Origin of the sequence: Streptomyces sp. 3214.6 (assembly GCF_900129855.1) — a bacterium.
In the GTDB taxonomy this organism is placed as follows: domain Bacteria; phylum Actinomycetota; class Actinomycetes; order Streptomycetales; family Streptomycetaceae; genus Streptomyces; species Streptomyces soliscabiei.
In genome coordinates this window covers 8,550,289-8,574,374 of record NZ_LT670819.1, presented here as the reverse complement: position 1 = coordinate 8,574,374, position 24,086 = coordinate 8,550,289, and the positions used below count along the sequence as shown (strand labels likewise).

At 72.4% G+C, this 24,086-nt stretch carries 18 protein-coding genes; 14 read left to right on the top strand and 4 right to left on the bottom strand.

What is annotated here, in order from left to right:
• Nucleotides 1–97: 97 nt before the first annotated feature.
• The 3 genes from B5557_RS38720 to B5557_RS38710 form a co-directional block, all read right to left on the bottom strand.
• A complete protein-coding gene (locus tag B5557_RS38720) occupies nucleotides 98–2,239 on the bottom strand; it encodes a tetratricopeptide repeat protein (protein ID WP_079663863.1) in 2,142 nt (713 codons plus the stop codon).
• A gap of 10 nt (nucleotides 2,240–2,249) precedes the next feature.
• The gene (locus B5557_RS38715) at nucleotides 2,250–3,950 is read right to left on the bottom strand and encodes a S1 family peptidase (protein ID WP_159424473.1); all 1,701 of its coding nucleotides are present in this window, start codon (nucleotides 3,948–3,950) and stop codon (nucleotides 2,250–2,252) included.
• 74 nt (nucleotides 3,951–4,024) lie between these two features.
• Nucleotides 4,025–4,756, bottom strand: coding sequence for an AfsR/SARP family transcriptional regulator (locus B5557_RS38710; protein WP_079663861.1), 732 nt, complete (start codon nucleotides 4,754–4,756; stop codon nucleotides 4,025–4,027).
• Between the two features lie 353 nt (nucleotides 4,757–5,109).
• Here B5557_RS38710 and B5557_RS38705 point away from each other — a divergent pair, with 353 nt between their 5' ends.
• Genes B5557_RS38705 through B5557_RS45795 form a run of 3 tightly spaced genes read left to right on the top strand, consistent with a single transcriptional unit; the run spans nucleotide 5,110 to nucleotide 8,151 of the window.
• Nucleotides 5,110–6,729, top strand: a complete 1,620-nt coding sequence (locus B5557_RS38705; protein ID WP_443031313.1) for an esterase/lipase family protein — start codon at nucleotides 5,110–5,112, stop codon at nucleotides 6,727–6,729.
• 24 nt (nucleotides 6,730–6,753) lie between these two features.
• Nucleotides 6,754–7,473, top strand: a complete 720-nt coding sequence (locus B5557_RS43340) for a peptidoglycan-binding protein (protein ID WP_107472673.1) — start codon at nucleotides 6,754–6,756, stop codon at nucleotides 7,471–7,473.
• Nucleotides 7,474–7,482: 9 nt separating this feature from the next.
• Nucleotides 7,483–8,151: a peptidoglycan DD-metalloendopeptidase family protein gene (locus B5557_RS45795; protein WP_079663860.1), complete on the top strand. Its 669-nt coding sequence runs from the start codon at nucleotides 7,483–7,485 to the stop codon at nucleotides 8,149–8,151.
• A 31-nt stretch (nucleotides 8,152–8,182) separates the two neighbouring features.
• Here the strand turns inward: B5557_RS45795 and B5557_RS38690 are convergent, their stop codons facing one another.
• Nucleotides 8,183–10,645 (bottom strand): SpoIIE family protein phosphatase, encoded by a 2,463-nt coding sequence (locus B5557_RS38690; RefSeq protein WP_079663859.1) that lies wholly within the window; start codon nucleotides 10,643–10,645, stop codon nucleotides 8,183–8,185.
• Between the two features lie 140 nt (nucleotides 10,646–10,785).
• Between B5557_RS38690 and B5557_RS38685 the strand changes: the two genes are divergently transcribed.
• The 11 genes from B5557_RS38685 (at nucleotide 10,786) to B5557_RS38625 (ending at nucleotide 24,079) form a co-directional block, all read left to right on the top strand.
• Nucleotides 10,786–12,849 carry a SpoIIE family protein phosphatase gene (locus tag B5557_RS38685; protein WP_079663858.1) on the top strand — a complete coding sequence of 688 codons (2,064 nt, stop codon included), beginning with the start codon at nucleotides 10,786–10,788 and terminating at the stop codon, nucleotides 12,847–12,849.
• A 112-nt stretch (nucleotides 12,850–12,961) separates the two neighbouring features.
• The gene (locus B5557_RS38680) at nucleotides 12,962–14,191 is read left to right on the top strand and encodes a hypothetical protein (protein ID WP_079663857.1); all 1,230 of its coding nucleotides are present in this window, start codon (nucleotides 12,962–12,964) and stop codon (nucleotides 14,189–14,191) included.
• A gap of 140 nt (nucleotides 14,192–14,331) precedes the next feature.
• A complete protein-coding gene (locus B5557_RS44570) occupies nucleotides 14,332–16,170 on the top strand; it encodes a phage tail sheath family protein (RefSeq protein WP_079663856.1) in 1,839 nt (612 codons plus the stop codon).
• 11 nt (nucleotides 16,171–16,181) lie between these two features.
• Nucleotides 16,182–16,703, top strand: a complete 522-nt coding sequence (locus B5557_RS38670; RefSeq protein WP_079663855.1) for a phage tail protein — start codon at nucleotides 16,182–16,184, stop codon at nucleotides 16,701–16,703.
• Nucleotides 16,704–16,707: 4 nt separating this feature from the next.
• Nucleotides 16,708–17,439, top strand: coding sequence for a hypothetical protein (locus B5557_RS38665; protein ID WP_079663854.1), 732 nt, complete (start codon nucleotides 16,708–16,710; stop codon nucleotides 17,437–17,439).
• 2,425 nt (nucleotides 17,440–19,864) lie between these two features.
• Nucleotides 19,865–21,127, top strand: coding sequence for a DUF4255 domain-containing protein (locus B5557_RS38650; protein ID WP_079663851.1), 1,263 nt, complete (start codon nucleotides 19,865–19,867; stop codon nucleotides 21,125–21,127).
• Complete coding sequence (locus B5557_RS38645) at nucleotides 21,124–21,402, top strand: hypothetical protein (RefSeq protein ID WP_079663850.1); 279 nt, start codon at nucleotides 21,124–21,126, stop codon at nucleotides 21,400–21,402. Before B5557_RS38650 ends, B5557_RS38645 begins: the two co-directional genes overlap by 4 nt.
• The gene (locus B5557_RS38640; protein WP_079663849.1) at nucleotides 21,399–22,040 is read left to right on the top strand and encodes a hypothetical protein; all 642 of its coding nucleotides are present in this window, start codon (nucleotides 21,399–21,401) and stop codon (nucleotides 22,038–22,040) included. The genes B5557_RS38645 and B5557_RS38640 overlap by 4 nt, the downstream gene beginning before the upstream one ends.
• Nucleotides 22,041–22,053: 13 nt before the next feature.
• Nucleotides 22,054–22,377 carry a hypothetical protein gene (locus B5557_RS38635; protein WP_079663848.1) on the top strand — a complete coding sequence of 108 codons (324 nt, stop codon included), beginning with the start codon at nucleotides 22,054–22,056 and terminating at the stop codon, nucleotides 22,375–22,377.
• The gene (locus B5557_RS38630; RefSeq protein ID WP_159424472.1) at nucleotides 22,377–23,495 is read left to right on the top strand and encodes a hypothetical protein; all 1,119 of its coding nucleotides are present in this window, start codon (nucleotides 22,377–22,379) and stop codon (nucleotides 23,493–23,495) included. The genes B5557_RS38635 and B5557_RS38630 overlap by 1 nt, the downstream gene beginning before the upstream one ends.
• Complete coding sequence (locus B5557_RS38625) at nucleotides 23,492–24,079, top strand: phage baseplate assembly protein V (RefSeq protein WP_079663846.1); 588 nt, start codon at nucleotides 23,492–23,494, stop codon at nucleotides 24,077–24,079. The genes B5557_RS38630 and B5557_RS38625 overlap by 4 nt, the downstream gene beginning before the upstream one ends.
• Nucleotides 24,080–24,086 lie beyond the last annotated feature (7 nt).

Sequence of the window (24,086 nt, the reverse complement as noted above, 5' to 3'; positions counted from 1 at the left end):
ACTGAGCCCTGTTAAGGGCGGGCTGTCCCCCACCGGCATCACCCGACTGTGTCCTCAAGTGTCGCTGCGCGTCCCCTGTTTGTCCCTGCGTAGCGGGTCAGGAGCTTAGCGTGTCGGGTGTGGCTGCGAAACGGGTACGGCGGGTTCGGCTGCGGCGGCCCGGCCAGCCCCGGGCGGGCACCGGCCGCAGCCGGTTCGCCAGGTCCACCAGGGCGATGTACGCGCGTTCGGTGGAGGCGTGGGCGCCGAGCCCGCGGACCGCTTCGGACAGCTTCAGCCGGTCGTGGGTGCGCAGGAACTCGGCGTACTGGATCTCGGCCCCGAGGCCGGTGGCCGCGGCGTCGTCCGCGTGGAGGCCGTCCAGCGCCGCTCGGGCCCGTGTCAGGTCGTCCTCGGTGGGCGCGCTGCGGTCCGGCCCGGCGAGGACCGTGACGAGCAGTCTGACGGCCGCGACGCGCGCCTCGCGTTCGTAGCGGAACTCCTCGGCCAGACGCTCGGCGGTGGCGACCGCTTCCGCTCGCCGGTCGGCCAGCAGGTGCACGCGGGCCAGTCCGAAGCCGGCCGGGCCGATCGCGGGGGTGGTGTCGAAGACGGTGCCGTAGTGCGAGCGGGCGGCGTCGCGGTCGTCGCGGAACTCGGCGCACAGGCCGAGCGCGAGCTGCGGGATCAGTTCGCCCGGCAGGGTCTGTCGCACCTCGGTGAAGTGGCCGACGGCTCTCGGCACGTTCTCGCGTGCCAGCGCGATCAGACCGGAGTACCAGGCGTGCAGCCAGTGCCAGTCGGGCAGGTCCGCGCGGGCGAGGGCCTCGACGGCCCGGTCCGCGTCGCCGCGGCGCAGGGCGAGCCTGCTCTCGGCGAGCGCGTTCCCGGCCGAGTCGCCGACGCGCGGGTCGTCGGGATCGGAGAGGGGGGTGGGGAGCGCCGCCGCCATGTCCTGGGGGCGGGGGCAGGAGAACGGGGCGGGCATGGTCAGCGTCGCGTCGTCGGTCGCGACCGCCCGGACCCAGTGGTCGAGCGGTCGCGGCGCGCCCAGTCCGCCGTGCAGCGGCTCGGTGATCGAGCCGAACAGCGCCGACGGACGGGCCACCTGCCGACGGGCCGGCGGTGCTGCCACGATCTGCCGGATCACTCCGCTGAGCTGCTCCCCGAACTGACGCGAGGAAACGAATCTCCGCTGGGGCACGGCGGTGTCCGTGGCGCGGTTCAGGAGCAGCATCAGCGAGTCGACTCCGGGGGCGGCGCGATCGGTGCAGTGCGAGCGGCACACCTCCCGCAGCGTCTTCCCGAGCCCGTACAGGTCGAAGCCGGGGGTGGGCTGCAGATGTTCCGGGTCGCCCTCCGGGGGCGCGTACGGCGCGGTGTACGCGACGATCGGCCCGGGTTCCTCCTGGGACCGCACCGCGCCGAAGTCGATGAGGCGGACCCGGTCGAGGGGCCGGGCGGAGCCCGCGGAGCCCTCCTCCCGGAACCGGATGATGTTCAGGGGCTTGACGTCGCAGTGCAGCAGGCCCCTGGCGTGCAGGTAGTCGAGCGCCTGAAGGATCCGCACCCCGTGCCCGAGGAGGATTTCGAGCCGGTCGCCCTCCCGGGCCGAGAGCGGCTCGCCCGGGACGTACTCGAGCACCAGGTGCGGCCCCTCGGGCTCGTAGCCCAGGATGCGGACGATGCTGTCGTGCCGGAGTCCGACGAGTATGTCCCGCTCGTGCTCGGCCGTCCTGGCCACCGACCTGTTGAGGACCTTGAGGACCACCTGGGTCTCGAGGTTGCGGTCACGGGTGAGGTAGGCCGCCCCGTAGGCCCCCGAGCCGAGGACGCGCTCGACGTCGTAGCGGCCGGCGAGGGTGAGGCCCTGGGGCTGGGCGAAGTCGAACGCGGTGCCGCAGTGGGGGCAGAATCCCGCGGTCCGGCCCGGCTCGTCGCCGTGGCCCCTGCCGACCGGTTTCCCGCACACGGGATTCGCGCAGTAGCGGTGGTCCTCGGGGACCGGGCCCGCCGTGGGGGACGGTATGTCCGGAAGTTCGGGGGCGTGGTCGGCGTCGATCAGACCGAGGCCGTACCAGGGGTCGGGGCGCACCTGCGCCACGCCGACGCCGGCCCCCTGCGCCGGTGCGGCCGTGGCGCCGGGTGGAGCGGCGGGTGGGGCGGCGGCGCCCTCCTGCGGCAAGGGCTGCCGGTCGCACCTCGGGCAGAAGCCCTGCTCGTCGATCTCGCCCAGGCCGCAGTCGGCGCGGTTGCACATCGGCACGGCGTCACCCTTCGTCGATCCGGCGGTTGACCTCGTCGGTGTAGCGCTTGACCAGCCGGCGGGCGGCGGCGAGGTCGATGGGTACGGTCTGCAGCGCACGGGCGGCGGGGGCGTGGAGGTCGGCGAGCCGCCGGTCCTCGTCGCCGAAGAACCGCGCGGCGCGCACGCGGTGCAGTTCCAGGCTCGTGCCGAGGTCGTCGAAGGTCTGGATCTGCCGCCGCAGGGCGCGGTCGAACCCCGCGACCTGGGCGCGGGCCTCCACGGCGCGGTCGTGGACGGCGGTGAGTTCGGGGTTCGGCTCGGTGGTGCGGGCGACGGCCAGCCGGACCCGCAGTCGGGGCGCGACGCTGTGCGGCAACCGTTGTGCGCCGAAGAACTTCCCTCCCCAGCGCGCCCACAGCCGGGCCGCCGCCTCCTCCTCGGCGGCGAGCTGCCCGACGACCGCCTGGGCCTTTGCCGAGGTCACACTCCGGGAGGCCGACCCGCCGATCGGCGCGGGGTCGAGGGACACGTCATGGGCGAGATCGGCGGGCGGCCGGTCCTCGAAGCCCAGGACGAGGCGCAGTCCGCGCGAGCGGGCCCGGCCGGCCAACGGCCCCAGCAGGTCCCGGACGAGTGCGGCGGGATCCGCGGCCCGGTCGACGCGGCCCACCACCAGACATGCGGGCGGCCGGCGGTGCACCAACTGGCGTACCGCGTCACGGTCGTTCTCCGCGCGCAGCCCGAACCGGCCCAGCAGATAGCGGCGCACCTCGGCGACGGACCTGCCGCAGGCGTCGTAGGCCGCGTCGATGGAGCCGAGCCCGAGGACCGTGCCGCCGGGCGCGCCGGTCAGCTCGGCGTCGGAGACGGCCGCCCGGGCGGCCGGGTCGGCCGTGCGCACCAGACGCACCAGCCAGGAGGAGCCCGCCCCGACCGAGGCGTCGGTGCCGACGACGACGGTGCCCGACCATCCTCCGTCGAGCAGCCGGGTGAGTTCCTGGGTCAGGGCCAGTCGCAGCGGGTCGCCCAGCACGTCCTTGGGTAACTCGCCGCCGGACGGCCCCAGTTCGTCGGCGCGGTGGCCGCCGGCGAACTTCCCGATGCCGGGCAGGTAGGTCAGCAGCGTCTCGGTGGGCATCATCCAGGCCGCCCTGGCGTCGCCGTCGTCGTAGTCGGCGACCACGAGGCCGATGACCTTCCCTTCGAACTCGCCGTCCAGGGCCACCACCCCGGCGCCCGAATAGCCCGGCTGGATCCAGGGGTCGCCGGCGCGTATCCGTTTCAGCAGTCCCCACTCGCCTTGGCGCCAGCCGGAACCCGCCAGTTCGGCGTCCGTCCCCATGCCGTACGGCTCGGCCTGCGGAAAGCCGTAGACGCGCACCCTGCCGCCGGAGATGGGCACCTTCCACAGGGCGGTCCTGGTGCCGCAGTCGACGGGCTCGCCGAGGGCGAGCAGCGCCACGTCGCCGCGCCGCGCGCCCTCCTCGTGCACCCACGATCCCGGGACCACCCGGGCGGTGCGCGTCCACTCCGGACCGCACGCCACACTTCTGATCCGCACATGGTCCGCAATCCCCTGCGGTTGCGCCTCGGCGCGGCGGACGACATGCGCACAGGTCAGTACGTGTCTGTCGTCGAGCAGCACCCCCGCACCACAAGGGGTCCCGCGCTCGTCGTCCACCCTCACCCGCCACGGGTTCTCGCTGTGGTGATGCAGCGCCATCTCTCTACAATATGGCAACTCCCGCCCCATGAGCCCGAGTTGTCGGCATCGGTCGCCGCCGGCGCCGAACGGTCTCAGTGCGATCGGCCGAGCCTGCCGGGGAGCATCCGGGCGAACCGGGGCGAGGGCTCGACGCCCAGTTCCTCGTTCAGCAACCGGCGGAAGGCGTGGTAGTGGCGCACCGCCTCGCTGACGTTGCCCTCGGCGAGATGCGCCGAGACGACGGCCCGGTGCGCGCTCTCCCGCAGGGGTTCCGCGCGTACGCCCGCCCACGCCGCCTCCATCGCCAGGGCCGGTCTGCCCTGCCGGATCAGGGCCTCGGCCAGGGCGTCGAGTGCGTGCAGCCGCAGTTGCCGCAGGCGTTCCCGCTCCACCAGGACCCAGTCCTCGTCCCAGCCCGGCAGCAGGTCCTCGCCGAGCAGGAGCCCGAGCGGCCGACGGGCGTCAGGGGGTGGGCCGCAGCCCCTGACCACGCCGAGCGCCGTCCGGGTGAGGGTGTGGACGTCCACGCGCAGGGCCGGGGCGATGAGCAGCGCGTCGCCGCAGCAGGCGATCAACGGCGGTTCTGCGCGCGGCAGTTTCCACAGCGTGGTGCGCAGGCTGCCCCGGGCGCGCTCCTCGGTGACGTCGGGCCACAGCGTGCCGGCGAGGACCGTGCGGGAGACCCGGCCGCGCAGCCCCATGAACGCCAGGAGCCGCTGGCCGTTGCGGCACAGTTCGACGGTCCCGGTACCGGTCTCCAGCCGGAACTGGCCGAGCAACCGCAACCGGGGAGGAGGGAACGCCACCTTGATCGCCTCGCTCACAGTGTGGTGCGTGAGCGCGCGCCGTCGAAGGTTCGCTGCCCGGCCTCGCCGGCGGCGCGTCACGGGTGATGATTCGCTGGTGCAACGCCGAGGGCATGCCGTCAGTCGAGGGCGTGCCGTCCGTCGAGGAGACCTCCGTATGTCAAGTCTCGGCCCGCCCACCACACGGTGCAACTCCGTCGGCGGGCGTGGCCGGTGACGGCAGGCTGACGCCGTGCTGACGGCGGCTCCGTAGCGTGGGAGGCGGCCACTGCTTCGGCTACGACGTCGTCCTTGCCGACCCCGCGGATCCCGGCTCCGGCCCGGATCGATGAGGAGGTCGCGATGCCCTGTCGCGATGCCCTGTCTCTCCCATGTCTTCGCCGACCGCCCGGACGCACGGCTTCCGGACGCCGGTGAACGCCGACCCCAGGCGGACCGTCATGTCCCAGTCCCCGAAACTCCCCGTCATCTACGTCCGCGGCTTCGCCGGCGGTCAGTCGGGCATCAACAACGCCGTCGCGGACCCGTTCTACGGATTCAACGAGGGCTCCACGCACATCCGGGTCGGACCGGACAACGAGCCGGACTTCTACCAGTTCGAAAGCCCGCTGTTGCGGCTGCACATGGACGAGCAGTACCAGATCCTCGTGGAGGGCAGCCAGGAGAACTACCTGGACACCCAGCCGGCCATTCCGGTCGACACCATCTGGATCCACCGCTTCTACGATCCGTCGGCGAGCACCTGGGGAGGAAAGCCCAGGGAATTCCGGATGGAGGACGCCGCGAAGGATCTGTACGAGCTGATCAAGAAGGTCACGGCGAAGTCGGGGACGCAACGCGTCCATCTGGTCGCGCACTCCATGGGCGGTCTGATCTGCCGCTGTCTGATCCAGAAAATCCTGCCGGAGGCACAGGTCAAGCCCACCGACGTCGTCGCCAAGTTCTTCACCTACGGCACCCCGCACGGGGGCATCGCCTTCGACTTCGGCTTCGGCGCGCTGGAGAAGCTGCGGGACGCTATCGGCGTCAACGGCGCCGAGATCTTCGGCCGTGAGCGGATGTACCAATACCTGACGCCGGGCGCCGGCGCCGAGCAGAAACCGAAGGACGACTGGGATCCCCGCTCGATGACCCCCGCCGACGAGGCGTACGCCTTCCCGCTCCGTCAGGTCTTCTGTCTGATCGGCACCGATCCGGCCGACTACGACGTGGCGTACGGTCTGTCCTCCGCCGTGGTCGGGCCGCGCAGCGACGGCCTGGTGCAGATCGACAACGCGTACGTCCCCGGCGCCCATCGGGCCTATGTGCACCGCAGCCACAGCGGACGCTACGGGCTGGTCAACTCCGAGGAGGGCTACCAGAATCTGCGGCGCTTCCTGTTCGGCGACCTCATGGTCGAGGCCGACCTCGTCGACCACCACATTCCGCGGCGCAAGGACACGGCGTGGCAGGCGGAGGTCGCTCTGTCGGTGCGCGGTCTGCAGATCGTGATGCACGAGCGCAAGAGCGCCCAGTGGTGTCCGATCCAACTGCAGAACGGGATGGACAGCGTGCCCGCGGAGAGCGTGCCCGGTCTGACCGGCCCGGGCTCCGACGGGGCGGTCCCGCTGGCGCACACCTTCCTGTGCGAGAACCTGGCCAGTCCCCAGGGTTCCGGCTCCATGCGGTACGCGCTGCATCTGCGGATCCTGTCCCTGCGCACCCGCGACAACGGCTTCCTGGACTTCCAGGACCACATCGAGCAGACGGCGGACTTCGACGACATCCTCGTCGTCGACGTCGGCAGCGACAACGGCTCTCCCGCGCTGCGGGCCACCTGGAACTCCGCCATCACGGGCCCCATCGGCCAGTACGAGCAGACCGGTTCGGTCCTCGTCGACGCGGACGCCGCGCCCGGCACCTGGGTGGCCGGCATCCCGCTGCCCGCCACCACCCGGCCGATCGTCGGTGACGACGCGCGGATCCGCCTCACCGTGACCGACTGGAACTGACGAGACGAGAGGAGCCGAGCCGTCATGGTCGCCCTGTCCAACGTGCGCCTCGGTAAGAAGAACGAGGACGTACGCACCGTGCAGAAAGCCCTCATCGCCCGGGGACACAAGATCCCCGACGGCGCCACCGGCCTCTTCGGCGAACAGACCAGAGCCGCCTACCGCGCCGAACAGCTGGCCCAGGGCTTCAAAGGAGCCGACGCCGACGGCACACCCGGCTGCACCTCCCTCACCGCCCTCGGCCGCCACGCCGGCTTCAAGGTCGACTGCACCGGCGCGGCGCCCGCCTCCGGCGGCGGACGGCTCAGCCTCGCCCAGGTCACCTACCGCGACCCCGGCGACGACTCCGGGGAAGCAGCCATGCAGCGCTACGCCCGTACGGCATGTCAACTGACCGGCATGGAGCCGAAGTTCGGCGTTCCCGCGCTCACGACCATCACCAAGCGCGAGTCCGCCCACAACAGCCCGAAGTTCCGGGTGAACACCACGGACGTCAACGCGCACGGGCCGACGGCTGCCGACGGTCACCCGCTGAACTGCTCCCGCGGCGCCACCCAGTGCATTCCGACCACCTTCGCCGCGTACCACCAGGCGGGCACCGCCACCACGCCCTACGACGTGGTGGCGTGCATGTCCGCGACGATCAACTACGTACGCGCCCGCTATCACGTGAACCGGTCCGGCTCGAATTTCGCCGCCCTCGTCCAACAGGCGGACCCGCACCGCGCTCCCCACGGATACTAGGAGCCTGTCATGGTCGCCCTGTCCCACGTCCGCTTCGGTATGAAGAACGAGGACGTACGCACCGTGCAGAAAGCCCTCATCGCCCGGGGACACAAGATCCCCGACGGCGCCACCGGCCTCTTCGGCGAACAGACCAGAGCCGCCTACCGCGCCGAACAGCTGGCCCAGGGCTTCAAAGGAGCCGACGCCGACGGCACACCCGGCTGCACCTCCCTCACCGCCCTCGGCCGCCACGCCGGCTTCAAGGTCGACTGCACCGGCGCGGCCTCCGGCAAGGGACATGTGCCGTCGCCCGTGCCGGGGCACAAGGTCACCTTCGCCTTCTACCAGCCCGGCCCCTACCAGTGGCGGCCCGACGGTGTCGGCCGGCACACCGGGGAGGACTTCGCCGCCAGGCCCGGGGTTCCCGTGGTCGCCGTGCGCAATGGCACCATCGCCTGGTCGAACGGCGCCGGCGACGCATACGGCCAGTGGATCGGGCTGGCAGCGGACAACGGTCACGTCTACACCTACTGCCATCTCTCGCAGCGGCAGGTGAAGGCCGGGCAGAAGGTCGCCGCCGGACAGCAGCTCGGAAAGGTGGGCACGACCGGCAACTCCACCGGACCGCATCTGCACTTCGAGATGTCCAAGGGCTCCCACTGGTCCTACGGCAACGTCGCCAAGCCCAGCTGGTGAGCCGACGCGCGCCGCGCCGGACCCGGCCCTGTCACGGGATCTCCTGCTCGGCCCAGATGATCTTTCCGGCGGTCGTGTACCGGGCGCCCCATCGGTGGGCGAGCTGGGCCACCAGGAAGAGGCCGCGACCCCCTTCGTCCGTGATCCGGGCGTGTCTCAGTCGCGGGGCGGTGCTGCTGGCGTCAAAGACCTCGCAGGTCAGGCGCGAGTCGAGAAGGAGCCGCAGCCGGATGGGAGGGGTGGCGTAGCGGACGGCGTTGGTGACCAGCTCGCTCACGATGAGTTCGGACGTCATGGCCAGCTCCGCCAGCCCCCAGGCCGCCACCTGGCGGGTCGCCCGGGCCCGGATCTCGGCGACGGCGGCCGGGTCCGCGGGGACCTCCCAGGAGACGACGCGGTCGGCGGCCAGCGCGTGCGTGCGGGCCAGGAGCAGGGCGATGTCGTCGGGCTGGGGCACGGGCACGAGCTGCCGCACCGCCGAGGTGCACATCGTCCCCAGATCGGTGCCGGACCGGGCCAGTACCTCGCCGAGCCGGGTCATGCCCTGTTCCAGGTCACGGTCGGCGCCCGCGATGAGGCCGTCGGTGTAGAGGCCGATCAGGCTGTTCTCGGCAAGTTCGATCTCGGTGGACTCGAACGCCATCCCGCCGAGTCCCAGCGGGGGCCCGGCCGGCGGCTCGGGGAACGACACCTGTCCGCCGGGGGCGACGACGACGGGCGGCGGGTGTCCGGCCCGGGCCATCGTGCACCGCCTGTCGACCGGGTCGTAGACGGCGTACAGGCAGGTCGCGCCGAGGAAGGCGGTCGTGCCCTGCTGTGCCGCCGTGCCGTCGGTGTTCTCGGCGCTCAGCCGCAGCACGAGGTCGTCGAGGTGGGCCAGCAGTTCGTCGGGCGGCATCTCCATGTCGGCGAGGGTCTGCACCGCGGTGCGCAGCCGGCCCATGGTCGCCGCGGCGGCGATGCCGTGCCCCACCACGTCGCCGACGACGAGCCCCACCCGGGCCCCGGACAGCGGGATCACGTCGAACCAGTCGCCGCCCACCCCGTCGGTCGGATCCGCGGGCAGGTAGCTGGAGGCCACCTCCAGCGCGGTGCCGCCCGGCAGGGCGTGCGGCAGCAGACTGCGCTGCAGGGTGACCGCCGCCGTGTGCTCCCGGGTGTACCGGCGGGCGTTGTCCACGCACAGCGCCGCCCGCGCCACCAGTTCCCGGGCCAGCAGCACGTCGTCGGGCCGGAACGAGACGAGATTGAGCGACCGTACGAAGGTGGCGAGGCCCAGGACGGTGTTGCGGGCCCGCATCGGCACGGAGATGAGGGAGTGCAGTCCGAACCGGCGGATGTTCGCCGCCCGCTCGGGCTCTTCGGACCGCCACACCTCCTCGGACGGGTCGAGGACCGGGATGAGGATCGGCTCGCCGTCGATGAGCAGCCGCGCGTCGTGCGTGGGAGGAACGAAGTCCACCGGATCGCCGACGCGGACCACGGCCTCCGGGCAGCCCTCCCGCACCGACGCCATCCCGGCGCGCCGCATCACCGGTTTGGCGGGCGCGGGTCCCGCGTCGGTCAGCCACGCGCCGTGCCCTTCGGTGCTGAGCACCGGCTCCAGGAGGTCGACGACGACGAAGTCCGCGAAACGCGGGACGGCGAAGTCGGCGAGCTCCTGGGCCGTGCGCATCACGTCCAGCGTGGTGCCGACCTTCGTCCCGGCCTCGTTGACCAGCGCCAGCAGTTGGCGGGCGGTCCATCGCTCGGTGACGTCCTGGACCATGTAACAGACCCCGGACACCGAGTCGTCGGCGCTCACCAGGGGGAAGAAGGACGTGGAGTAGGCGCGCCGGCGGTGCGGGTCGGCCCAGCTCCAGCCGAGGTACTCGTAGTCGGTGATCGGGGCCCCGGTCTCCAGGACCTTGCGCATCAGCCCCTCGAGGGCCTCCGCCTGCAGCCCGGGCAGCAGCTCGCTCAGCCGGCGCCCCAGCCGCTGGGCGCGGGGCACACCGCCGAATCGTTCCAACGTGTCGTTCAGCCACACGTAGCGCAGTTGCAGATCCATCACCGCCATGCCGACCGGAGAGCGGGTCAGAAACCCGTCGAGGACGGACTGACCCACCGTCCACTGCCGGCTCTGCCCGCGAGCGGAGAGCAGAAAGCACTCCTGCGCACCGACGCGGAACGACGCGGAGACCCGCAGATCGACGTCGACGGCGTGGCCGTCCCGGTGCCGCAGCAGGACCCGGCCGCTCCACCCCATGCCCGCGCGACAGCGCTCGGCGACACTTGCCACCCGCGCCGGATCCCGGTCCATCGCGGCCAGGTCGGCGGCCGAGCGGCCCACCACCTCCGCGGCCGGGTGGCCGAGCAGCGCCTGAGCGGCTCTCGTCCAGCCGACCACGACACCGTCCGCGGACACGACCGCCGCCGCGTCGGTGGCCGCGTCGAGAAGATCGCGCGCGCCGGTGGGCATCGGGGCGTCGGAGTCTTCTCGCGCGAAATCCATGGGTGCGCCATCCTCCACATCACCATGGTCCTGCTTGTCCGTCCGATCCGCACGGCACCGCAGGCGCCCGCCGATGCCCCGCTCCGCTACCGCACACGGCGGCCGGGAGGGAGCATGGAAGGGCTGGAGGAGGTTCCGCGATGACAGCCGAACCCACCCGGTCCGACGGCGACGCGTACCGCTCCGCGCCCCCGCCCACCGGTCTGCTGGACATGCTGAGCGTGTCCGCGATGGTCCTCGACGCCGACGGGCGCATCGTGTTCTGGACCCCGCAGGCGAAGGAGCTCTTCGGGTACACCGCCGACGAGGCCCTCGGCAAGTACGCGGCGCGGCTGTTCATCCACTCCGAACATCTCAAGGCCGTGGTGAGGCTGTTCACGGAGGTGCTGGAGACCGGCCGGAGCTGGGCCGGCACCTTCCCCATCCGGCACAAGGACGGCAGCAGCCGTCTGATGGAGTTCCGCAACATGCGGCTGCAGGACGACGTCGGCGACGTCTACGCCCTGGGCATCGCCGCCGACCACACCCTGCTCCAGCGCGTCGAGACGGATCTGGCGCTGTGCGAGCGGCTGATCACCCAGTCCCCCATCGGCCTGGCCCTCCTCGACCCCGACCTGCGCTACCTCCTCGTCAACCCGGCGCTGGAACGCATCGACGGCATCCCCGCCGAGGACCATGTGGGCCGTGGCCTCAGGGAGACGCTGCCGCTGCCCGACGTCGACACCATCGAGTCCGCGCTGCGTCAGGTGCTCACCACCGGCACGCCGCTGCTCGACCAGTACCACGTGGGCCGCCCGCCCACCGACCCCGACCACGAGCACGCCTGGTCCCTGTCCTTCTACCGGCTCGAGGACCCCGGCGGGCGGATCCTGGGCGCGGCCGCCTCGGTCGTCGACGTCACCGAACGGCACCGCGCGGCCGCGGAGGCCGACCGGGCCCGGCGCCGCCTCGCCCTCATCGCCGACGCCTCCGTGCGCGTCGGCACCACGCTGGAGGTGGAGGAGACCGCCCGGGAACTGGCCGAGATCGCCGTCCCCCAGCTCGCCGACGTGGTCGCCGTGGACGTCCTCGACTCCGCGCTCGCCTGTCGCCGCGCGCGCCGGCCGGACGACGGCCCTGAGCTGTTCCGCGCCCTCGCGCTCAAGGCGGCCCACCCCACCGTGGCACTGCGCGCCGCCGACCCGCCCGGTGACCTCGCGGCCTATGACGGCGACCGGCTGGTCACCCTGTGCGTGCACACGGGCCGGCCCGTGCTGGTGCGGCACGTCGGCGACCAGGACCTCCCCCGTATCGCCCGGGACGCCGAGGCCGGCTCGCTGCTGGCCCGGGCCGGCGTCCACTCGTATCTCGCGGTGCCGCTGATCGCCCACGGCGAGGTGCTCGGCGCCCTCGACCTCAAGCGCACCAGCAATCCGCTGCCCTTCGACGAGGACGACGTCGTCCTCGCCTCCGAGTTGGCCGGCCGGGCGGCCGTGGCCATCGACAACGCCCGCTGGTTCCAGAGCGTGCGCAACACCGCCCTCACCCTGCAGCGCAGTCTGCTGCCCGACCACGCACCCCACCACACCGGCCTCGACCTCGCCTCCCGCTACCAACCCGCGCAGGCCACCAGCGAGGTCGGCGGCGACTGGTACGACGTGATCCCGCTGACCGACGACAAGACGGCGCTGGTCGTCGGGGACGTCATGGGCAACGGCATCGACGCCGCCGCCACGATGGGCCGGCTGCGCACCGCCACCTGCGCCTACGCGGACCTGGACCTCGAACCCAGGGCCGTGCTCCAGCACCTGGACAAGATCACCTGCGATCTGGAGCACTACATCGTCACCTGCCTGTACGCCGTGTACGACCCCCGCACCAGGCAGTGCCGCATGGCCAACGCGGGACACATGCCGCCCGCGCTGGCCGGCCCCGGCCATGCCCCCCGGCTGCTCGACCTGCCCTCGGGCGCCCCGCTCGGCGTCGGCGGCGTCCCCTTCGAGACCACCACGACCGACCTCGTCCCCCGCGACCTGCTGGTCCTCTACACCGACGGCCTCGTCGAGACCCGGCACCACTCCATCGACGACCGCCTCGGCGTCCTCCTCAACTTCCTCGACGAACCCGAACGGCCCATGGAGGAGATCTGCGACCTCCTGCTGTACGGCCTGCGCCACCCCGACGACCACGACGACGTCGCCCTGCTCCTCGCCCGGATCCTGTAGGCCGTGGCTCCCGCCCGACCCTCGTATGTCTGAGGTTCCCGCGGGAGCGGTCAGGACATTGACTGCTCCTGGATCGACAACTGCACGGGCACACGAGGATCGGGGGATCCTGATGTACGGGTCAGTACGAGGCAGACGCGCAGGAGTAGGGGGTGGCCTCGCGGTCGTCCTGAGGTGGTGTCTCCTGGCGGCGGTCCTGGTCGGCGCGGCCGCGCCGACGGCGCACGCGTCCGGGCAGGCGCCGGCCGCGCCCCGGGACGCGCCGACCGCCGCGCGGGCGGTCGAGGTCCCGGCCGGGGTGACCGCGGGGGTCGCGGTCTTCGACCGGCAGACCGCGACCTTCACCGAACAGCTCAATCCGCGGATGCGGTTCCGGTCCGCGTCGGTCGTCAAACTGCTCATCGCAGTCGACCACCTGTGGAACCGGGGCCCCGACTACAGCCTGCCCGCGGACGACCGTGCGCGGCTCGACACGATGCTGCGCTCCAGTGACGACGCGAGCGCCTCGTACTACTGGGCGCAGAACGGCGGCAGCGCGATCGTCACCCGGATGGTCGCCCGCCTCGGCCTCGCCGACACCGCGGGGCCGCCGGCGGGCTACCCGGGATTCTGGGGCTACACGGCGCTGTCCGCCGCCGACACCGTACGGATCTACCGCTACCTCCTGGACAGCGCGCCCGAGCCGGTCCGCACCCTCGTCATGGGCGACCTGCGACAGTCCACGCGATGCGGCACCGACGGATTCGACCAGCGCTTCGGCATCCCGGCGTCGTTCGAAAAGCCGTGGGCGGTCAAGCAGGGCTGGTCCGGCTTCGGTGACTCCGGCAACTGCACCGACACGACCGCCGTCACGGGCGCGACCGCGGCGAAAGCCGGAGCGGGGGCGAGGGTGAAGGCCGGGGCAGCGGCGGGGGCGGACGACGTGGATCTGACGCAGCGGGCGCTGCACACCACCGGAACCGTCGGGACCGGCGACCGCTCGATCGTCGCCGTGTTCACCCTGCAGCCGACGAGCACCACGTTCGGCGCCGCCTACACCAACCTCAACCGGCTGGTCCGCTCCCTGAACGTACCCGGAGGCGTACACCCGTCCGGCACCTGGTTCGGCACCTGGGGCACCGACGTACGCGTCCGCGCCGGTACGACCACCTCCTCGACCGCGCTCACCAAGCTGCCGGCGGGAGTGGAGGTGCTGATCCGCTGCCAGAAACAGGGCCAGCAGGTCGAGGTGCCGCCGTACGTCAACGACTGGTGGGCCTATCTGCCGCTGTACGGCGGCTACATCACCAACATCTACGTCCGGTCACCGGACAACCAACTGCCGGGTGTGCCCCTGTGCTGACACAAGGTCGGCTCCTCACCTGATCGACGCAGCCGGTTCTCTTTCAGAGCGCAGTGTCACGAGACGTGTGTATACGGTGAACACGGATCACGACCAGCGTTCCTCCAGGTCGGCGCGTCCAGGAGGAGAAAGGGGCCGGCATGCCGGTGAACGTCACCTACCCGGGCGTCTACGTCGACGAGGTCAAGAGTTCCGTCAGGACCATCACGGGCGTACCGACCTCGGTCGCCGCGTTCGTCGGCTACGCGCCGCGCGGCCCGGCCGACCGGCCCGTGCACATCACCGGCTGGGCCGACTACGAGGCCGTCTTCGGCGGCCTTCAGGCGAACTGCCCGATGAGCTACGCGGTCTACCAGTTCTATCTGAACGGGGGGAGCGAGGCGGAGATCGTCAGGGTGGTGAAGCAGGACCTGATGGTGGCCCAGCTGAAGCTTCCGGCCGGTCCGCTCGCAACGGCGGCCACCCAGCCGGCGTCCACGCCCGCGCCCGCTGCGGCGGGCGGCAGCGGCGGTGGCGGTGGCGGTGGCGGTGGCGACGGAGGGGACAACGCCGCCCCATCCGGCACCTCCGGAGAGGGGGCCACCCCCGAGGACAAGAAGAAGGGGAAGGGCGCAGCCGACACGAGCGGCAGCGGCAAGGCGGCCGCGTCCTCCACCCCTTCGAGCGGGGCCACTCCCAGCGCCCCCACCCCCGCCGCCGTTCTCGTCGCCGCCTCCCCGGGACGGTGGGGGCTGAATCTCCGAGCTCGGGTCGACTACGACACCTCGGAAGGCAAGGACACCCCGGATTCGGCGCGCAAGCTGTTCAACCTGACGGTCCACGACGTGGAGACCCGTGCCCAGGAGCGGTACCTCAACATCAGCATCGAGCCAGGCAGTCCACGCAACCTGGAAACCGTCCTGCAGTCCTCACGGCTCGTCCGTGTCGAGACTCTCACCCCGACTATGCCGACAGCCAACCCGGATCCGGACCCCAAGGACCCCGATCCCTTCAACTCCACGACAGATGGCAAACCGTGCTATTACGCCGCGACGGGAGACGCCGACGAGGACGAACGCCCCCACGATGTGGAGGCATACCTCGGCCTGAAGGCCGGTTTCATGGCGAAGAAGATGGGCCTCTACCAGCTCTTGAAGACGGACATCTTCAACATCCTCTGCCTGCCCGACGTCGATGGGATCGGCGACGCGGCGAAGAATCTGAAGGACGCGGCGCAAAAGCTGTGCGTGGATCGGCGAGCCATCCTCCTGGTCGACCCACCGCCGAGCTGGACGGGTGACCTGGACACCGTCCTCGGAGAACTGGACGAAGTCCAGGGCGACGAGTCCGACAAGAACGCCGCGGTCTACTACCCCCGTATCCTCGCGCCCGACCCCCTCCTCGATGGCGCCCTCCGGCCCTTTCCGCCCTGCGGTGTCATGGCAGGCGTTCTCGCGCGGACCGATGTCCAGCGGGGGGTCTGGAAGGCGCCGGCCGGCACCGATGCCTCGTTGAGCGGGGTCAGTGATCTGGAGGTGCCGCTGACCGATCTGGAGATCGGCCGGCTGAACCCCGTCGGCGTGAACTGTCTGCGGCGGCTGCCGGCCGCCGGGCCGGTCGCCTGGGGAGCACGCACCCTGCGCGGGGCCGACCGCCTCGCGGACGAGTGGAAGTACCTCCCGGTGCGCCGGCTCGCCCTGTTCATCGAGGAGAGCCTGTTCCGGGGCACGCAGTGGGTGGTGTTCGAGCCGAACGACGAACCCTTGTGGGCGTCGGTCCGGCTGAACGTCGGCGCCTTCATGAACTCGCTGTTCCGCGCGGGCGCGTTCCAGGGCCGGACTCCCCAGGAGGCGTACCTGGTCAAGTGCGACAAGGACACCAACCCGCAGAACGACATCGACCGCGGCATCGTCAACATCCACGTGGGCTTCGCCCCGCTCAAACCCGCGGAGTTCGTGATCGTGCACATCCAGCAGCTCGCCGGACAGATCCAGGTCTAGGAGGACGACCGATGCCGGAAGTCACGCGCCGGGACCCCTTCAAGAACTTTCGCTTCCGGGTGAAGTTCAGCGGGGAGACCGCCTATATCGCCGGAATCAGCAAGGTAAGCGGACTCAAACGCACCACCGAGGTCATCCGGCACCGCGACGGCGGCGACCCGGGCACCAGCCGCAAGCTCCCCGGCCGCACGGAGTACGAGGCCATCAGCCTGGAGCGCGGCTGCACCATCGACACCGCGTTCGAGGAGTGGGCCAACAGGGTCTGGAGCCTGAAGAACTCGGCGGGCGGTCTGGAGACGTCCCTGAAGGACTTCCGACGGGACCTCATCATCGACGTCTTCGACGAGGGCGGCCAGCAGGTGCTGTCCTACTCCGTGCACGAGGCCTGGGTCTCCGAATACCAGGGGCTTCCGGAACTCGACGCCGGCTCCAACGCCGTCGCCTTCGAGCACATCAAGGTGGAGCATCACGGCTGGGTGCGGGAGCACACCAACCCGCCGCAGGAGCCGCAGTTCAGCGACACCGCCGGGTGACCTCGTGCCGCATCGACTGACGGAGGCGAACGTCCTGGAGGTGTGGGAAAGCGGGCTCGGCGGCACCCCGGCGGCTCGCTCCCTTCTGCTCGCCTCGGTGGCGGCGCCGGGCGGTCAGGACGTCGCGGACCTGCCCCTGAGCGTCGTCAACGCCCTTCTGCTGGAGCTGCGTTGCGGTGCCTTCGGAGACGCGCTGCCCTGCACGGCGGACTGCCCGGCGTGTGGTGACAGCCTTGATGTGACCGTGGCGGCCGGGGAGTTGAGGCCCGTGGGGGCGAGCGCGGACGCCCACCCGGGGGGCCGCGTGCCCGCTACGGCGACGCTGACGACGTACGGCATGACGGTCACGTACCGGGCCCTCACCGGCCGCGACGTCCGGGCCGTCGATCCCACGGCGCCCCTGGCGCGTCGCAGTCTGCTGCGCCGGTGCGTCGTGCACGTCAGCCCACCCGCCGAGGAGCTGCCCGACGAGGTCCTCGAGGACGTGGCCCGACGGCTCCCGGAACTCGACCCGGGGGCCGACACCGTACTCGTACTGAACTGCCCGCAGTGCGAGCATCGTTGGGAGGCCGCCCTGGACATCGGCGACCACCTGTGGACCGAAGTCTCCGGCTACGCACACAAGTTGCTGCACGAGGTGCACACCCTGGCGCGGGCCTACGGCTGGTCGGAGGCCGACGTGCTGGCGGTCAGCCCGGCGCGGCGGCAGTTCTATCTGGAGGCGAGCGCCGGATGAACGACTTCGTGGACCGGGTGCTGGGGGCGCCGGGACCGCGGCTCAGGCCGCTGACGCCGAACGTGTTCGACCCGGGTGCGCCGCGACTGCCGAGCGGTCAGGGTGGCCCTGGCCCCGCTCACGAGCCGGATGCGGCGCCCGTCCCGGGCACGTCGGAGGCCTTGCCCTCCATGCCGACGGGCGAGCCGGGCTCGGACGGGCACTCGTCGTCCTCGCCGCTTCTCCCGGGAGACCGGCCCCGGGCCGCCGACAGCGATACGGCAGCGCCGCCCGGACGGACGTCTCGGACGCGGTCAGGTGCGGATGCTGCGCCGGCTGGTGACCGTCCCGGGCCGGTCGACACGGGCCGGCCCACCGACGTGGAGGGAGGCCCGTCCACGTCTGACGAGAGCCCCCCTCCTCGTCCGAACCGCTCGCCTCGCGCCATGGCGGCGACGCCGAAGGACATGCCGAACGTGTCCTCGCCCGGCCGGCGCGCCGAGGCGCCCCCCACGGACGCCGCGGTAGCGCCACAGGCACCGGCCGAGCACCCGAAACCCCGGAGCGCCCGCCCCAAGCCCCGGACACGCAGCGTCCCGAGGACGGCAGCCAAGACCGAAGACACCGCCCCGCCCGCCTCGAAGACGGAGGCGACCGACGCCACCTCGGCACACGCCCTGACGACGACGGCGATCGACGACACCTCGCCGCACGCCCCGACGACACCGTCCGAGGCTCGGCCCGCCGAAGCGCCGACGCACAGCACGTCCCCTCCACCGAGTACGCGGGACACATCCCGAAGAGCTTCCCGCGTGCCCCCCGAGGCTCACAGTGCGTCGCCCCGCGACCCTGCCCCACCGCCCACACTCCAACGCACGCCACCGCCCAGCCCGACGACGACTCCCCCGTCCGACGACATGCGACCACCCGCCCCGGCTCGGTCCCACCTGCCCGAGGAAACCTCACCGCACGACCCGGCCACCGCTCCCCGGGCGGAGGACACCTCACCGGACAACCCGGCCGCCCCTCACCGGCCTGAGGACACCTCGCCGCACCACCCGGCCGCTGCTCCCCAGGCCGAGGACACCTCACCGGACCACCCGGCCACGCCTGGCAAAACCGAAGCCACCTCACGACGCCACTCGGGCCCGTCCTCGCCGCCCGAGGGAAGCTCGTCGCACCACTCGGCCCCGCCCGCCGGGCCCCCGGCCACGACACCGGAGGTCCCGGAGTCGACCCGCAAGGGCCGGAACGCGCGGCCGCACCCCGAAAGCGTGCCGGCACACAATCCGGCGGCACCAGCACACCGCAGCGTCGTCCCAGCACACGGCACCGTCGCGCCACCACACGGCCCGAACACGCCCGAGCCGCGCGGCATGCCGGCGGCCCACCGCCCGACAACCGGTGCCGAGCACGTCCAGGCATCCGCGGTGCACGCCGACCGGCCCAGCCCGCTGCCGAGCGCCGAGCGCGCGCACAACCCGGTGCCCTCGGCCGAGGCAGACGCCGAGGCCGAGGCAGCGGCCGCGGTGAGGCTGACGGCACCCGAGGCAACGGCCGTCACCCCCGACCCACCGACGTCGAGGACCACCACGTCCCCGACACCCCCCGAACCGACCCGGCCGGGGGCCACCTCGCCGCAGGTCACGTCGGCACCGTCCGCGTCCGAGGCCGCCTCACCTCGGCCTGTTTTCGAACCGTCCCCGTCCAGGACCACCCCACCCCCGTCGTACTCCGGACCGTCCCACTCCCAGGCCCATTCGCCTGCGGCCTCCTTCGAACCACCCGTGTCTCGGACCCCCTCGCCTCCGCCCGTCCCGGAACCACCCCGGCCGAAGGCCGCTTCACGCATGGGTTCCGCTGAGGCATCCCTCAGCCCCGTCCCGCTCGTGCCCGCCACGGACGCCCCTTCGAGCCCTTCGGCACTCGACTCGCCCCCTCACCTCGGCGTCCGCGCCGCAAGGCCCGTCTCCGCCACCCCCGAGCGTCCCACCCCCAACCCCGCCCCTCCCCACGCGCACCCGAGGCCGGGCGCACGGCACGTGGCCCCCACCGCCTCCACGCACGCCGAATCCCCGCCACCACCCGTCCACCACGCACGCCCCGCACCCCCGACCCCCCCGACGCCCCCGACGCCCCCCGCAGGGCAAGCGGCCCCCACCCCCTCCACGCACCCCCAACCCCCGCCACCGCCCGCGCACCTCACCCGACGTCCCACACCCCCCACATCCCCCGTGACCCCCGCACCTCCGTCACCTCCCTCGCCACCGGCCCCGGAAGCCGCACCCCCACCCCACCGCCCCGCGACGCCGCCCAGAGAAACCGTCCTGCACGTCACCATCGACCGCCTCGTCGTCCATACCGCGCGTTCCCAGCCGGTGGCGGACGACCCGGCTCCGCCGCGGCGGTCGCGGATGTCGCTCGAGGAGTACCTAGGGAGGCGGTCGTGAGTGACGCGTTGGCCGTTGCCGCGGTGACGGAGACCTTGCGGGTCGCGTTGCAGGAGGCCGTCCTCCGCGCGGTGCCCGATGCGGTGGTGACGGTGCGCCATCCGGGCGGAATGGACGTCGTCGACGAGGACGACGGGCGGACGCGGACTCCGACGCCGACGCGGACGCCGACGCGGAAGCCGACCCTCAACGTGTTCCTGTACCGCACCGCCGTCGACGCCGCCTGGCGCAACACCGACCCCCTGGGAACGCACCCCGGTGAGACCCGGCACCCGGCGCTGCCCCTCGTCCTGCACTACCTGTTCACCGGGTACGCGCCCCCGGACCAGGACTCCACTCTCCCCGAGCGGCTGCTCGGCGCGGCGATGGCGGCCTTGCACGACCGGCCCGTGCTGTCCGCCGAGGCGCTCAAGGCCGCCGCGGACTTCAGCGATCTGCATCTGCAGCCCGAACCGGTGAAGGTCACGCCGGCGGTCATGCCGCCGGACGAGATGTGGCGGCTGTGGACGGCGCTCGGTCACGGCTACCGGCTCTCCGTGCCGTACGAGGCCCGGCTCGTGCTCATCGACAGTGCCGTGCCGGGCCGGACGCCCCTGCCGGTGCTGCGGCGCGGCGCCGCCGGGGCCGGGCCTGAGGCGGCGCCGACGGCGGCGGAGCCGTGGCCGGTCCTGCGGGACGTGCTGCCGCCGGTCGCGGCGCCGGGCGCCGACGTCGTGCTCAGTGGCAGCGGGTTCGGCGGGGCGGAGGCGGGAGCGGTGAGCGTCCGCCTGACGCATCCGTTGCTCGGGGGTCCTGTCGTGCTGCCGGCCCGTGCCGACGGGGCCGCCGCCGTGCGGGTCACCCTGGACGGCAAGCTCGGTGCGGGGCAGTGGTCCGTGGTCGTCGTCCTCACCGCTCCCGACGGCAGCGAGCGGACCACCGCGCCCCGCCCTCTCCGGATCGCGCCCCGCATCACCAGCGCCCTGCCGCTGACCGTCGCGCGGACGGGGAAGGGGGCGAAGGAGGCGAAGGGCGTCTTGGTGCTGTCCCTCGACTGCGAACCCGCCGTTCAGCCCGGTCAGCGCGCCGAGTTGCTGGTGGGAGATCTGCCCGTGCCCGCCGAGCCCTTCGCGCGGGCCACGCGCAAGCTGCGGTTCCGGCTGGTCGCGGGAGTGCCGGGGCGGTATCCGCTGCGGCTGCGCGTCGACGGCGTGGACAGTCCGCTGGCCGATCCGGGCGCGGAGCGGTTCGACGCCGACACGGCGGTGGTGATCACATGACGGCGACCCGGGTCGAACTGCGCATCCGCCGACTGGTGCTGGACTCGGCGGACGGGGTGTCTCGGGCGGCGCTCTGCGCGGCGGTGGAGACGGAGCTCGCCGTGCTGCTCGGCCTCTCCCCCGCGGGCGGGCCTCGTGCCGGGCACGGTCCGACCGGGGCGGCACTCGCATACCTGTCCGCACACGTATCCGCGCACGTGTCCGTGCTCGGTCGACACATCGCCCGGGCCGTCCACCGGGCGATGTGCGAGGCGGAAGGCGAGGGTGTGTCATGAACCAAGCCATGCCGCGGCGCGGCGGTTTCGTCTTCCTCGATCCCGACCATGGGCGGGTGCTGCGGGTCGTGCCGTTCCAGTACAACCCCGACAGCATCACCCGTACGCTCCAGCCGCGGGGCATCGGGGCCGACGCCGGTGACCGGCTGGAGGCGCTGCGCTTGCAGGGGCCGCCCCGGGAGACGTTCCGCATCGACGCGGAGTTCGACGCCACGGACCAGGTGGTCGCGGCGGGCGCTCCGGCGCCGCCCGCCGGTTCCGGGCTGTTCGGGATGCTGTCCGCGCTGGAGACGGCGGTCGCTCCCACGGCCGCGCAGTTGACGCAGCAGAACGACCTGGCCGCCCAGGGGATCCTGGAGATCGCGCCGGTCCAGGCGCCGCTGCCCGTGCTGGTGCTCGGCGCGCACCGGGTCCTGCCCGTGCGGATGCTGGACCTCGACGTGTCGGAGGAGGCCTACGACGGGGAGCTCAGTCCGATCCGGGCGCGGGTGACGCTGACGGTGCGTGTCCTGACCGTCGACGACGTGGGCTTCGGCCACAAGGCCGGCGGGCTGTACCTGCAGTACCAGCAGGGCAGGGAGCGTTTCGCGGCGCTCGTCGGCTACGGCCCGGGAGCGGTCGGCTATGCGAGCGGATGACAGGAGATGAGCCATGTTCGAGCCCAGCAGCAGGTACCACGCGGTCCCCACGACGACGCGCACCCTCGCGGACGGCAGGGCCGTGACTCACCTGCGCCGGCGTTTTCTGCCGCAGCCCGAGGAGTTGATGGTTGTCGGCGAGCATGTGGTCGCGGCAGGCGAGCGGCTCGACCGGATCGCGGCGCGGCGCTACGGCGATCCCGAGCAGTCGTGGCGGATCGCCGACGCCAACCGGGCCATGTGTCCGGACGAGTTGACGGCCAGGCCCGGCCGGCGGCTGCGGATCACCCTGCCGGCCGAGGCGTCGGCGGCGCGCGACGGCGGGCCGGTCGTGTGATGACGTACCAGCTGCACCTGCTGCTGCTCGTCGGGGACACCGTGCCCGCTCCGGCCCCGGCCGCGATGATCGACGCCCTGCACGGGGTGCGGATCACCTCGGCGAGCGGCCGGACCAACGGCTTTCAGCTGACGTTCGCCGTCAGTGCCCGCTCCCCGCTGGCCGGGGCGGTGCTGCCGGGCGGAGCGCTGTACGTGAAGAAGCGGGTGGTGGTCGCCGTGGTCCTCGCGGGCCGGTGTCATGTGCTGATGGACGGGGTGGTGACCCATCAGGAGCTGCACGCGGGCCGGGCTCCGGGGTCGTCGTTCCTCGTGGTCACCGGGGAGGACCTGACGGTGCTGATGGACCTGACGCACGTCCGGCGCGCCTATCCGGGGCTGCCGCCGCAGCTGCGGGCGATGGCGATCTGTGCGGGGTACGCGCAGTACGGCGTCGTGCCGCGGGCCGTGGCCCCGGTCCTCACCGACCAGCCGAACCCGGTGATCGACATTCCGGTGCAGTCGGCGACCGATCTGGCGTATCTGCGGGCGATGGCCGCGGACGTGGGGCACGTCTTCCATCTCGAACCGGGGCCCGCGCCGGGCGTCAGCACCGCCTACTGGGGGCCGCAGAACCGCGACGGAGCCCTTCAGCCGGCCCTCACCACGGGCTGCGGCGCGGCCGACAACGTGGAGGAACTCATCTTCTCCTTCGACGGGCTGGCCACGTCCGGCTACAGCACCGACCGGCTGGAGCCGCCGTCGACGTCCGCCTCCGAGGCGGCCGCGCCCGAGCCCGGCATCCTGCGCAAGAGCCTGTCGGCGAGCCCGGCCGAGGCGCTGCGCAAGGGGGCGCTCACCGGGCAGACCGGCCGCTCGCTGCCCCGGACCCTGCTGGCGGGGCTCGGCCGCGAGGTCGCCGTCGACGCCGTCACCGGCCGAGGCACCGTGGACGTGCTGCGCTACGGCCATGTCCTCGGCGCCCACGCTCTGGTGGGGGTGCGCGGGGCGGGACGGGCGTACGACGGGCGGTACTTCGTGGCCGCCGTGACCCACGACCTCACCCGCGACACGTACAGGCAGCACTTCACGCTGGTCCGCGACGGGCTCGGCGCCGACACCGAGGCGGTGACCGCATGACGACAGCACAGACGGCAGGACGGACGACGGCAGGGACGGCAGGGACGGCAGCGCGGACGGCGGCACAGGTGGACCAGTGGCACGGGATGTACGAGGGGGTCGTCGTCTCGGCCGTCGATCCGACCGGTGTCGGCCGGCTCCTGGTCCGGGTGCCCGAGGTGCTGGGCGACGAGACGCCGGTGTGGGCGGTGCCGGTCACCCCGCTGGCCGGTTCGGACTGCGGGATGTACGTGGTGCCGCCGCCGGACTCCGGGGTGTGGGTGCAGTTCCTGGACGGGGACCCCGAGCGGCCGGTGTGGGCCGGGTTCCGGCGGGGCGGTTCGGGAGACGTGCCGTCGGCCGCCCGGTCCACCCCGCCGGGCGTGCCGCAGATCGTGCTGGCCACGCCCACCGGGAACGCCCTCGTGATCAGCGACCTGCCGGGACCCACCGGCGGGATCAAGCTGCAACTGCACGGTGAGAACGGGCCGTTCATCAGGATCAACGAGACGTCGATCGAGATCTCCTGCGGTCCCGGACTCGCCACCATCCAACTCGTCGGACCCCAGGTCATCGTCAACAACGGCGCGTTGACGGTGCTGTGAGGAGATC